The 12,411-nt window shown below is 57.6% G+C and carries 12 protein-coding genes; 5 read left to right on the top strand and 7 right to left on the bottom strand.

The features are described 5' to 3' along the window. Nucleotides 1-56: 56 nt before the first annotated feature. The 6 genes from FQB27_RS09100 to FQB27_RS09075 all read right to left on the bottom strand — a co-directional run bounded on the left by FQB27_RS09100 (nt 57) and on the right by FQB27_RS09075 (nt 5,877). Nucleotides 57-635 (bottom strand): peroxidase-related enzyme, encoded by a 579-nt coding sequence (locus FQB27_RS09100; RefSeq protein ID WP_169560697.1) that lies wholly within the window; start codon nt 633-635, stop codon nt 57-59. Between the two features lie 81 nt (nt 636-716). After that, complete coding sequence (aroC, locus tag FQB27_RS09095; protein WP_169560695.1) at nt 717-1,790, bottom strand: chorismate synthase; 1,074 nt, start codon at nt 1,788-1,790, stop codon at nt 717-719. Between the two features lie 28 nt (nt 1,791-1,818). Beyond that, complete coding sequence (gene fabI, locus FQB27_RS09090; protein ID WP_169560688.1) at nt 1,819-2,634, bottom strand: enoyl-ACP reductase FabI; 816 nt, start codon at nt 2,632-2,634, stop codon at nt 1,819-1,821. 96 nt (nt 2,635-2,730) lie between these two features. Next, the gene (locus FQB27_RS09085; RefSeq protein ID WP_169560686.1) at nt 2,731-3,663 is read right to left on the bottom strand and encodes a DnaJ C-terminal domain-containing protein; all 933 of its coding nucleotides are present in this window, start codon (nt 3,661-3,663) and stop codon (nt 2,731-2,733) included. Nucleotides 3,664-3,780: 117 nt separating this feature from the next. Next, on the bottom strand, nt 3,781-5,316 hold the full coding sequence (locus FQB27_RS09080) for a tetratricopeptide repeat protein (RefSeq protein ID WP_169560684.1): 1,536 nt from the start codon (nt 5,314-5,316) through the stop codon (nt 3,781-3,783). Between the two features lie 81 nt (nt 5,317-5,397). Beyond that, nucleotides 5,398-5,877: an RT0821/Lpp0805 family surface protein gene (locus tag FQB27_RS09075; RefSeq protein ID WP_169560682.1), complete on the bottom strand. Its 480-nt coding sequence runs from the start codon at nt 5,875-5,877 to the stop codon at nt 5,398-5,400. 223 nt (nt 5,878-6,100) lie between these two features. Between FQB27_RS09075 and pdxH the strand changes: the two genes are divergently transcribed. From pdxH to FQB27_RS09060, 3 genes are read left to right on the top strand one after another with little or no spacing between them, the layout of a single operon-like run. After that, complete coding sequence (gene pdxH / locus FQB27_RS09070; RefSeq protein WP_169560680.1) at nt 6,101-6,691, top strand: pyridoxamine 5'-phosphate oxidase; 591 nt, start codon at nt 6,101-6,103, stop codon at nt 6,689-6,691. Between the two features lie 41 nt (nt 6,692-6,732). Continuing rightward, on the top strand, nt 6,733-7,689 hold the full coding sequence (locus FQB27_RS09065; RefSeq protein WP_169560678.1) for a cation diffusion facilitator family transporter: 957 nt from the start codon (nt 6,733-6,735) through the stop codon (nt 7,687-7,689). A gap of 7 nt (nt 7,690-7,696) precedes the next feature. Further along, on the top strand, nt 7,697-9,301 hold the full coding sequence (locus FQB27_RS09060; RefSeq protein WP_169560676.1) for a bifunctional aminoglycoside phosphotransferase/ATP-binding protein: 1,605 nt from the start codon (nt 7,697-7,699) through the stop codon (nt 9,299-9,301). Here the strand turns inward: FQB27_RS09060 and FQB27_RS09055 are convergent. Further along, nucleotides 9,298-9,765, bottom strand: a complete 468-nt coding sequence (locus FQB27_RS09055; RefSeq protein WP_169560675.1) for a winged helix-turn-helix transcriptional regulator — start codon at nt 9,763-9,765, stop codon at nt 9,298-9,300. The genes FQB27_RS09060 and FQB27_RS09055 overlap by 4 nt on opposite strands. Before the next feature lie 111 nt (nt 9,766-9,876). On the opposite strand from FQB27_RS09055, the gene FQB27_RS09050 reads away from it, so the two are divergent. Continuing rightward, complete coding sequence (locus tag FQB27_RS09050; protein WP_169560673.1) at nt 9,877-11,325, top strand: MATE family efflux transporter; 1,449 nt, start codon at nt 9,877-9,879, stop codon at nt 11,323-11,325. Nucleotides 11,326-11,387: 62 nt separating this feature from the next. Then, on the top strand, nt 11,388-12,269 hold the full coding sequence (locus FQB27_RS09045) for a universal stress protein (protein ID WP_169560671.1): 882 nt from the start codon (nt 11,388-11,390) through the stop codon (nt 12,267-12,269). The last annotated feature ends 142 nt before the right edge of the window (nt 12,270-12,411 follow it).

The following is a 12,411-nucleotide window of genomic DNA, read 5'->3' as shown; positions in this document are numbered from 1 at the left end:
CGGCAAGAACCAAGACTGACCCTAGCAGGATCACATTAATATTCGATTAATCGAATTTAACGATTTTGGGAGTGATATTCCTTGTTCGGCATCATGTCGATGGTGGCAGCCATGCGGTTGCTCATGTTGTAGAAACCGACGGTCGCACCGATGTCCCAGATATCGCGGTCAGTCCAACCGGCATCGCGCAGGGCCTGACGGTCCGCTTCCTCGATCTCGTTCGGGGTCTTTGTCAGCTTGTAGGCAAAGTCCAGAACGGCTTTCTGCTTCGGCTCAAGTTTCGCAGCGCGATAGTTCATGACCATCAGTTCGCCAAGGATCGGATCACCGGACAGTTCGCGTACGGCCGCACCATGTGCTGTCAGGCAGTAGTAGCAGCTGTTGACGGAAGAAACGACGACCGCAATCATTTCGCGTTCCAGCTTGCTCAGGCCGGACTCACTGAACATCAGGTCGTTATACATGTCAGAGAAGGCGCGCAGTTTGGTGGCATCAAAGCTGTAGGACGCCAGAACATTCGGGACCATCCCCAGCTTTTCGTCGCAAAGCTCGAAATATTTCCGCGTTCCCTCATCCAGTTCGTCACGAGACGGCACCGGAACATCAAGGGCGTGGATATAATCTGGCTGGGACATAACTTCCTCCTGGTTTTTTTTGATTATTCGGGTCAGTTCTCAACCCTTTTTTGGTTTTACTTGGTACTGATTTCTGGGCATTTATCCGTTCTGGCCACGGTGGCGCAACAAATGATCCGCCAGTACGCAGGCCATCATGGCCTCGCCAACCGGCACAGCCCGGATTCCCACACAAGGATCGTGGCGACCCTTGGTAATGATATCGGTCTCGGCCCCTTCAAGATCAACTGTCTGTCGGGGTTGCAAGATGGACGAGGTCGGTTTCACGGCAAAGCGGACAACAACATCCTGCCCGGTTGAGATACCACCCAGAATGCCGCCCGCGTGATTGCTGAGAAAACGGGGAGAGGTTTCGTTGCCCTTCCGCATTTCATCGGCATTTTCCTCACCGGTCAGCGCCGCCGCAGAAAAGCCCTCGCCAATTTCAACACCCTTTACGGCATTGATGGTCATCATGGCACCGGCCAGATCGGAATCCAGCTTGCCATAGATCGGGGCACCAAGTCCGGCCGGCACACCAGAGGCAACGACCTCGATCACCGCACCAACCGAAGACCCGCCAAGACGAATACCATCCAGATATTCACTCCATTCCGCGGCCATAACCGGGTCGGGGCACCAGAAGGCGTTCTTGTCGATCTCGGCTTCATCAAAACGGCTGCGATCAATTTTCCGGTCACCGATCTGGGTCAGGTATCCCTTGATCTGCACCCCGTCCCCCAGAACCTTGCGGGCGATGGCACCGGCGGCCACACGGGCCGCTGTCTCGCGGGCACTGGACCGACCGCCGCCGCGGTAATCGCGAATGCCGTATTTTGTCTGATAGGTGAAATCCGCATGGCCCGGACGGAACTTGGACTTGATGTCCCCGTAATCCTTGGACCGCTGATCCACATTCTCAATCATCAGGCTGATCGGCGTCCCGGTGGTTTTCCCCTCGAACACGCCAGACAGGATCTTGACGGTATCCGGCTCCCGCCGCTGGGTGGTGAAGCGGTTTTGCCCCGGCTTTCGGCGGTCCAGCCAATGCTGGATTTCCGGCTCCGTGATCTCGATCAGGGACGGCGCCCCGTCAATAACACAGCCAAGGGCAGGACCGTGACTTTCCCCCCAGGTTGTGACCCGGAACATATGGCCGAAACTGTTATGAGACATAATGAATACCGTCTGGAACTAGGAAAAATCAGGAACCGGGTGTCATGTCGGGGGCGTCTTCCGCCTTCATGCCGACAACATGATACCCGGCATCCACATGATGGGTTTCACCGGAAACGCCTGCGCCAATATCACTGAGAAGATACAGCGCTGAGCCGCCCACATCCTCGATGGTGACATTCCGCTTCAATGGCGAGTTATATTCGTTCCATTTCAGGATATACCGGAAATCACCAATGCCGGATGCCGCCAGCGTCTTGATCGGACCGGCGGAAATGGCGTTGACGCGGATATTCTTGCGTCCCAGCTCAACCGCCAGATAGCGAACAGACGCTTCCAGCGCGGCCTTGGCAACGCCCATGACGTTGTAATGGGGAATAACCCGTTCTGCGCCGTAATAGGTCAGGGTCACAATGCTGCCGCCGTCACTCATCAGGGGGGCCGCCCGCTTTGATACCGCAATCAGAGAGTAGCAGGAGATATCCATGGACATCAGGAAGTTGTCACGGGTTGTATCCGTGAAATTGCCCCGAAGCTGGTTCTTGTCGGAATAGGCAATGGCATGGACCAGAAAGTCGATCTTACCCCACTTTTCCTCAAGCGCCCCAAACACAGCGTCGATGGACGCCTCGTCGGTTACATCACATTCCAGTACCGTATCGGACCCGACACTTTCCGCCAGCGGCTTTACCCGTTTACCAAGGGCTTCCCCCTGATAGGTAAAGGCAATCTCGGCTCCATGCTCGTGAAGCGCCTTGGCTATTCCCCAGGCAATGGAATGACCGTTGGCAACGCCCATGATCAATCCCTTTTTACCTGCCATCAGGCCCTTGTGCTCAGTCATACGTGAATCCCGTTATCTAGTAACCTAATTTGATCATACGCTCTTTACTTATCCTGCAACAAAAATGCAGTCAAAGACTTAAACCCGCTTTGGAAACTATGTGTTTCCGGCAAACTTGGAACGGGCGTCATACTGATGGCCCTCAGACCATTTCGACACCCAATCCTGCAATTCCTCATCCTGCGTTTCCGGCAGCACAACTTTCAGGCGGACCAACTGATCCCCTCGCGTTCCGGCTTTTGCCCGCATGATCCCCTTGCCCTTCAGGCGCAGGGTCGATCCGGTATTGGATCCGGCAGGAATTTTCAAATTAACGGTTCCGTCCACTGTCGGGACGGGCACCTTCGCGCCCAGAACAGCCTCGGGCAGGCTGACGGGAAGTTCCACGATTACATTGTCGCCGTCGCGCACAAAAACGCTGCTGGGCTTGACCGTAACATTGATCAGGATATCGCCCGGCGGACCACCTGCAGCCCCGGGATCCCCCTGACCTTTCAGGCGGATCTGCTTGCCATCCTCAATCCCGGCGGGAACCTTTACATCAAGGGTCTTCCCCCCCTGACCAAGGGTAAGCCTGCGGGTGCTGCCAACCGCGGCCTCGCTGAACGTCACCTCGATGGCGAAAACCTTGTCCCGGCCCTTGACCGGGCGGCTGCCACGGCCACCGCCCCGGCGAAAATTGCCGAAAATCTCGGAGAAGATATCCTCGGCGCCGCCGCCAAAAATGTCGTCTTCCTGACGATAGCTTCGGGACTGACCGCCCCGGAAACCGCCACCGCCGCCGCCAAATCCATAGGCCGCCCGTTCCTGACCGGAGGCGTCAATCTCCCCCCGGTCGAAGCGGGCGCGTTGTTTTTCATCCCCGATGATATTATAGGCCGCAGAAATCTCCTTGAATTTATCCGCGATCTTGTCATCCCCCGGATTGGTGTCCGGGTGATACTGTTTCGCGAGCTTCCTGTAGGCCGATTTGATCTCTTTCTGACTGGCGCTTTTTGATACGCCCAGAATACTGTAAGGATCTTTCATAGAAGGAGTTACCAACCATTACCGTTGAATAGCGTGACACCGGACAATATCACTGTCCTGTAACAAGGATATATTAACTGTAACCAGCTTGACCAGACTTTATTCCTTATATTTCGGTCAGTTACTTCTGTTCAACTGCCGCTTTTCAAGGAAGGTCAAAGACTTCTCCAGTTCGGATAGGGACTGGCCTGCCTCTGCAGAACCATTCGCGCTGGCCTTTTGCCACCAGTAGTAGGCACGAACCCGGTCCACCGGCACGGCGTTTCCATCATGGAACATCCGCCCAAGATTGTACTGCGCCTCGGGATTTCCCTGCTGTGCAAGGGGGGCCCAGACGGTCAAGGCCTGCTGATATTCCTGCAGGCTATAGGCCAGTTCCGCCATTTCCAGCTGTTCGTTCAGGGACAATCCAGCGCCGGTTGTCACCGCCGTGGAGGCCACCACCGCCGGACGGGATGGCGTGGCTGGCTCCCCTGCCGGAGTGGCAGAAGCAACGTCTTCCCGGCTTAGGACTGACTGATCGGCGGGTGCATCCCGCTCAGGGGCGGAGGAGACAGCGGCGGCGGCACCGGCTGTTGCGCCCGCAGCAGCGGAAGTGGCCACGCCCGTCGTTTTTGCGGCTGGCGCAGGTGTTTCAACAAACAGGGATTTCAGGGACGCAAAGAAACCCTTGCTTTCCGTATCCTGAGAGGCTGGTGTGGTTTCGACCTGCCTTTCCGCGACCTTGCCTTCCAAGACCGGCTCAGGGCTTTTCTGCTTACTGAAAACCGTCGGCTGTCCGGTGGTGGAGGATGGCGCGAACGGGTCCTTCTTGGGCTGCGTTGCTCCCGTTTCGGCAGGCATGCTCGCCTGCACCGGCGCCGTTTCGCTCTGCCCTTCAGCGGATTGGACCTTGGCCATCAGGGCCTGATGATCCGGTGCGGGTGCCTTGGCCGGGGCAGCGGTTTCCGGTACGGTTTTCACCGCCTTTTCCGCACTTTCCACGGTCGGCTTCGCCGCCTCTACAGGCTCATTATTGACAGGCTCTTTCGGGAGCGGGGTTACAGTGGGAGTGGCGGCGGCGGTAGCGGTTGCGGTTGCGCTTTCCTCCTCCTGATGGGAGGGGGCGGTATCCGCCGCAGATCCGCTAACCAGTACGGACAATTTGTCGAGGGACGGCTGATGGCCGGCTTTTGCGGCCATATTGTACCAGCCAAGGGCTTTCGGCTGATCCTTCTCAACCCCCTTGCCATACTCATACATCAAGCCAAGGTTATACTGAGAAATCACATGCCCGGTACGGGCGGCCTTTTCAAACCATTCGAAGGCCTGGGCGTCATCCTGATCGACCCCTTCGCCTTTCAGGTACATGGTAGCAAGATTGGCCTGCGCCCGGGCAAACCCGAGGTCGGCGGCCTTCCTGTACCAGTTCACCGCTGCGGCCGGGTCCTTTGGAACGCCCAAACCGCGCCGGTAAAGATGTCCGACATTCCGCATGGCCGCCGGGTCGTTATTCCGCGCCAACGGCAACCATTCCTGCAGGGCGTCTGCATAATTCCCGGCCTCATAGGCCTTTACACCCTCATCAAAGCCGGCATGAACGGCAGAGGTGGCAGAAACAGCAAGAACGGCCGCAACGGCCGTTCCAACAAGCGAAGTGTGTAATTTAAACATCAAATCAGTCTAACAGTTCAGTTGTCCAGTGTCACCCTGCCCCCGAACCAGACCGCAGGCCGGGGACCAGGTTTTTGGGCATCAGGTCATAATTTGCCAGGAGCCATCTTCCTGTCTACAGGCTGTACCATACCCTTCTTCCAGTTTCCCGCCAACTTCAATTGTCTGACGGAATTCCCGGCAATACCGACCCCGTGTATCCTGTCCGTCGCGCACCGGCGTAATGGTTCCGGAATTGCCGCTGTCTGGGTTGTTCCACTTGATGGTTTCACCCACGGGCGCGGTCGTCGCGCGGCGCTCGGCCCGATCAATGGCAGCCCGGTCAGCCGCATCCAGTGACCGCCCAACCTCCTGACCGATCATGGCACCAACCAGCGTCCCTGCGGCAACTGCCGCCAACCGGCCGGTTCCGGACCCGAACATGGACCCCAGCAACGCACCGCCGATACCGCCGATAACTGCACCGCCGGCCTGCTTCGGGTTGTTCTGTTGCGAGGCGCAACCGGAAACCGCAAGGGTGATGGCAACAGCACCCGCGAGAAGTGTCTTAGACGTAACCATGGCTTCAATCCTTTTTAATCCCGCTATCCTACTGATCGTGCCAGAAACTGTTCGGAAACACGACTTTTAACCAATATAGATGAGCAAATCACAGTTTTACAGAATAATTCAAACTTTAAATTCCACAACTTTGTGGCCCGATTAAGACAGATGTCGACATCGGGGAAGCGCACGGTTAAATTGACCCTCAACAGTTCTCTGACTTTATGACGAGCCGCGTGACATGAGTGTGAAACAGACATCCGACCTGATTGAGGAATTTGAAAGCTGGCTGAAAGAGGCCGAAAAATCAGAGCTGAACGATGCCAATGCCATGTCTCTGGCAACCGTGAACGAGGAAGGCCAGCCCTCCGTCCGGATGGTGCTGTTGAAAGAGGTCGACGAACGGGGTTTCACCTTCTACACCAACTTCGAAAGCCAGAAAGGCCGGGAACTTCTGGCCACCCGCAAGGCAGCCCTGTGTTTCCACTGGAAATCCCTGCGGCGGGTTGTTCGCGTGGAAGGCGATATCGAGGTTGTCTCGGACGAGGAAGCGGACAGCTATTTCAATTCCCGCGCCCGTGACAGCCGGATCGGCGCGTGGGCCAGCCAACAATCCCGTCCCATGGAAGGGCGCTTCACGCTTGAGGCCGCCGTCGCCAAATATGCCGCCAAATATGCGGTTGGCACGATCCCCCGGCCGGAATACTGGTCCGGGTTCCGGGTTATCCCGAACCGGATCGAATTCTGGAAAGACAAGCCGTTCCGCCTGCATGAAAGGCGACAATACACCCGGACAGAGCAAGGCTGGACCGAAGCCGTTTTGTACCCGTAACTCCGTAATCTGTTACCCATAGTCCGTAAGGATCAGTAAAAATGCATTCCACATCCCCTGCTTCCGGGCCTCAGCAGGACGGCCCCAGCAATGGCACGTTGATGAAAAGCGCGACCTATGCGGCAGTCACCGTGGCGCTGTTGCTGATCCTGATCAAGCTGTGGGCCTACTGGCGCACAGACTCCGTTTCCATGCTATCCACCCTTGTGGATTCCATGCTGGATCTGGGGGCCTCCCTGGTCAACCTGCTGGCGGTTCGCCATGCCCTTGTGCCTGCGGACAAGGATCACCGTTTCGGACACGGCAAGGCTGAGGCACTGGCCGGACTGTTTCAGGCCGCCTTCATTGTGGGCTCCGCGATCTTCCTGCTGCTGCAGGCGTCGGAACGGCTACTGCATCCGAAACCGGTTTCCGCCAGCGACATCGGGATGACTGTCATGGTCATTTCCATTGTGCTGACCCTGGCACTGGTGTCCTATCAGCGCTACGTGATCCGGCGGACGCGCTCCGTCGCCATTTCCGCTGATTCCCTGCATTATGCGGGGGACGTTCTGGTCAATATCAGCGTTATCATCGCCCTGTTCCTGTCCGCCAATCTTGGCTGGCATTATGCGGACGGGCTGTTCGCCATGGGGATCGCCGTCTTCATCATCTACAACGCCTGGAGCATTGTCCGCACCTCCTTCGCCGACCTGATGGACGAGGAACTGCCGGACGAGGAACGGGAAAAGATTATCGAGACCGCTTGCGAAAACCCGCAAGTCCTTGGCGTTCACGACCTTCGGACCCGGCGTTCCGGCCAGAATATCTTCATCCAGATGCATATTGATCTGGACCCGACCATGAACCTGACCGAGGCCCACGCCATTTCCGAGGATGTGGAAATGCGGGTCATGGCCCTGTACCCCGATGCCGAGGCCATCATCCATCAGGACCCGGCACCGGAACACCTGTTGCAGGCAGCGCACCAGAACGCCACCGCCCAAGGACAGGAATAACCGGTCGATGACCACGACGCCCTCTCTGGAAGAACAGGCCGCCCGGCAGAAACAATTGCTTGAAGGCCTGACCCAAAACCCGGCATGGGATGGGCCTGATAGCACAGCAGAGGATATTTCAAGGATCGAAACCCACGGGGCGACGGTCCTTCTTGGTCGCCATCATGCCATCAAGATGAAAAAGCCGGTGCTGTTCGGGCATATGGATTACAGCACGCCGGACCTGCGCCACTATTTTTCCGGGCGGGAGCTGGACTATAATCGTCGCACAGCACCGCAACTCTATCTGGGTTTGCTGAAAGTCACACTGAACGACAACGGGGATGTAGAACTGGATGGGTCTGGCGCGGCCCTTGATTGGCTCGTCAGGATGCGGCGCTTCCCCGCGGGCGCTCGCCTTGATGAATATGCCGCCCGGCAAGGCATTGACGATATCCTGACGGACAAGTTGACCGACGCGATCGTCAGCCTGCACCGGAAGGCGCAGAAAGTCAGCGCCCCGGAAGACGCCCCCGATTTCAAGGATGTGATCACCCGCAACTTTGTCCAACTTGATGATTTCTGCTCCCATATCCTCGATAAAGGGAAGGCTGAACAGTTCCGAGACACCCTCTACAGGAGGGCGGAACAGCATGCGGAAGCCTTCCGGCAAAGGGTTGAATGCGGCTGGGTCCGCTTTGGCCACGGGGACCTGCATCTGCAGAATATCTGTGTCCTTGATGACACCCCGCTTCCCTTCGATGCCATTGAATATCTGGACGAATTTGTCATTTCAGACATTCTGTACGACCTGTCCTTCCTGCTGATGGACCTGATCGACAAATGCTATCCCGATGCCGCCAATCGCATTTTCAATCGCTATCTGGCCAAGATCGGCTGGCTGACAAAACCGGATGAGTTGGCGGCCCTGAAGCTGCTGCCCTTCTATCTTGCCATGCGGGCCGGCATTCGTACCCATGTGGCAGCGGCCCGCGCCGGCCAGTCGGAACAACCGGACGACTTTCAGGCCCTCCGCCAACAGACCCGGCAGTTACTTGAAGACGCATCGGCCTATCTGTCCCCGCCGCCGCCCTCACTGGTGGCTGTGGGGGGCCTGTCAGGCAGCGGCAAGTCAACCCTGTCCCGCGCCCTTGCACCGCGGATCGGGGCGGCGCCCGGCGCCGTTCATATCCGCAGCGACGTGATCCGGCGCCTGCTGATCGGCTGGGACGACTATACACCCATGCCCCAGACGGCCTACACCCCCGAAATGTCGGAACAGGTTTACGATACCATGAAGGCCATTGCCCGCCAGACCTTGGCCACCGGTCATTCCGTTATCATGGATGCGGTTTCGGACCGCCCGGAAGACCAGAAAGCCTTCCAGCAGCTTGCCGTTGATTGCGGAGTTCCCTTTACCGGCCTGTGGCTTTCGGTTCGGCCCGAGGTGATGGCCGCCCGTATCGAGGGGCGCCGCCGGGACGCCTCGGATGCGACCGTTGCCATTCTGGAACAGCAGCTTCAGAAATTGTCAAAAAAAACGGTTCTTTGGCAACAGGTAGACGGCAATGGCACCCCGGAACAGACCCTGCAAAATGCACTGGCGGCCGTTGGCGAGGGCGTCCGCCCCTAGCCAGCCTCTGTCTTGGGGGCAGCCTTGTGGGTGGGAAAGGATTTGATCTCTCGCGGATCAACCGGCTCACCGCAGGCGGAACAGACCAGCGCCGGAACGGTCACATGCCCGCAAGCCTCATGACGCAGGGACATGGGCGGCTCTCCCTCGGCAAGGTATTTGTCTCCCCACGCCAGCAGGGACAGCAAGACCGGCCTCAGTTCCCACCCCTTGTCGGTCAGAAGATAATCAAACCGGAGACGGTGGTTCTGGTATTGCTCTTTCACCAGAAGCCCCTCTTCCACCAGTTTTTTCAGGCGTTCAGACAAGATGCGCCGGGGAATTTTCAGGCGGCTTTCGAATTTGTCAAACCGGGTGACGCCGCGATAGCATTCGCGCAACACCAGAATAGTCCACCGGTCCCCTACCACATAAAGGGCCCGTGCGATCGAGCATCTTTCCGAGTTTAATTCCTGCCACTTCATTGGACCCTCCGTTGGGGCTTGCCGAAGCGCCAGTATATCGGAACAGTTTGACAGGTTCAAATTTTAGACTTACTTTTAAGTTCACTTTTAAAACTTACAAGAGTCCAGCACATGGTCCATACCCCCTCCTCCCCCTCCCAGCCGGCCTCACCGCCCGCCCCGCGTTCCGATCGTCTTTCTGCCCTTCTGTCTGGTCCGATCGCCTGGCCGCTTTTGAAAATGGCCGCCCCCAACACCCTTGGCTTCCTTGCCTCCTCGGTCGTTGCCATGGCTGAAATGTGGTATGCGGGACAGTTGGGCACTGCCACACTGGCCAGTTTTGCCTTCGCCTTTCCCATGGCCATGCTGATGCAGATGCTGAGTTCCGGGTCCATTGGCGGGGTGGTTGCCGCATCCGTTGCCCGCTCCCTCGGGGCCAATGACAGGGATCGCGCGCTGCAGATCGTCTGGCACGCCATTGGCTTTGCCTGTCTTGCCTCCGCTTTCTTTACGGCCGTTTTCCTGATTTTCGGCGAGGTTATCTTCACCGCCTTCGGGGCGTCGGGCGACAACCTGAAGGAAACCATGGATTATATCTCGGTGCTGTTTTCCGGCATCCTGCTGGTGTGGCTGTTCAACACCCTCAGCAGCCTCCTGCGCGGTGCTGGCGACATGCGCTCGCCCGCAGTCGGCATGATCCTGATGGCCACCCTTCAGACCTTCGCCGGAGGAGCATTGAGCCTTGGCTGGTTCGGCATCCCCTCTCTCGGGATACGGGGGATTGCGTTTGGCACCCTGATTGCCTTTGGTTTTGGTTGTGTTTTTCTGGGGGTCCGCCTGCTGTCGGGGAAATCAGGGATCACCCTGTCCCGGCATCATATGGGATGGTCCCGTCCGCTGGCTGTCAGCATTGCCCGGGTTGCCGCGGTTGCCGCCCTCAACCCCTTCCTGACCGTATCGTCCATCCTGCTTATTGCCCGGATCGTTTCCAACTATGGTGAAACCGCCATTGCGGGCTTTGGCATCGGGGCCCGCCTTGAGTTTATCCTGATCCCGATCGTCTTCGGCATTGGTGCCGCCATGATTTCCTTCGTCGGCGCCAATATGGGGGCAGGACAGGTCCGCCGCGCCGAGCGGGTTGGCTGGACCGGAGGCCTGATCGCTGCCGCAATCTGCGGCACCATTGGCGTTACTGTCGCCCTGTGGCCGCAAAGCTGGGCTGGCCTGTTCACCACGGACCCGGACGTCTTCCGCTTCACGGCCGAGTATCAGGCTGTGGTGGGTCCGGCCTATGCGTTCTTCGGGTTGGGACTGTCCCTCTATTTTGCTTCGCAAGGGGCGCACACTGTCATATGGCCGGTTGTGGCCGGGCTTGCCCGATTATTTATTGCCGCCGGAATTGGTACCTATCTCGCTGAATATCGCGGGGCGGAGTTCCAGCACATTCTGTATCTGGTGGCACTTGGCCTTGCGGTCTTCGGGCTTGGCACTGCCCTGTCCCTGTACCTTGGGGCATGGCGACGATCAAATCAGTTGCCCACACCGCCCAACCAACCCGCCTTGCAACAGAAAAGTGGATAAACCCCTATTCGTGTTACCCTTTTAGCGTTATATTATAAGGATCAATTCCTTATGAGGCGAACATGTCCCTGAGAACAATACTCGTACCCCTTTCCGGTTCCGACAGTTTTTGCGACACGGCGGCCCTGACCAGCGCCCTCAAGGTTGCACGGCGCATTGGGGCCCATGTGGTGGCCCTGCATGTCAAACTGGATCCCCGCTCCGCCGCAGCCTTTGTCGGCGAAGGCATGACCTCTGCCATGATCGAAAGCGTTATCGACATGGCGGAAAAGGATGGCGAGACCCGCAAAAACGCCGCACTGTCCCTGTTCAACGAGATTTGTCAGGAACAAAAGATCGAGATTACGGACAACCCCGTTTTCGGCACCCCGGAAACCGTCACCGCCGAATTTGATGTGCGGATCGGCAACCGGGAAGATGTTCTGCTTTCCGTGGGACGGCTTTTCGACCTGATCGTCATGTGCAAGGTCTCCACGGACGAAAATACCAGCAACAGCCTTGTCCTCAATGCGGCCCTCCGGGAAACCGGGCGCCCGGTCCTGATCGTCAGCGAAACCATCGGCGATGATTTTGGCAAGCGCATCGCGGTCGCCTGGAACGGGTCCGTTGAAAGCAGCCGGGCCATTACCCATGCCCTTCCCTTCCTGAAAGCAGCGGAACGGGTCATGCTGATCTGCGCCGTGGATGATCTGGACGAGGATATCAATCCCGATGAGGCCCGAAAATATCTCGCCCTGCATGGGGTGGCGGCCAACTCCTGCAAAATACACGGAACCAGCGGGCGGACGACAGCCGAATCCCTGATGACCCAAGCCCACAAATGTGATGCGGATCTGGTTGTCATGGGAGCCTATACCCGAAGCCAGCTTCGCCGGCTGTTCCTTGGCGCCGTCACGGGAGAGGTTCTCGACAAGTGCGATTTACCGACCCTGATGTCTCATTAAGGGTTCCGGTATCGACTACCGAACCCCTCCGGGTTCGGGAAATCGGATTTATGCGACCTTTTGTCCCTTGCCAAAGTAGGGGTATAATCGGTATTCAATTTTAATGATTATTTTATCATTAAAGTATAATATACCATGCCGA

Origin of the sequence: Sneathiella chinensis, assembly GCF_012720115.1 — a bacterium.
Taxonomy (GTDB): Bacteria; Pseudomonadota; Alphaproteobacteria; order Sneathiellales; family Sneathiellaceae; genus Sneathiella; species Sneathiella chinensis.
This window is presented reverse-complemented; position numbering and strand designations above follow the sequence as displayed.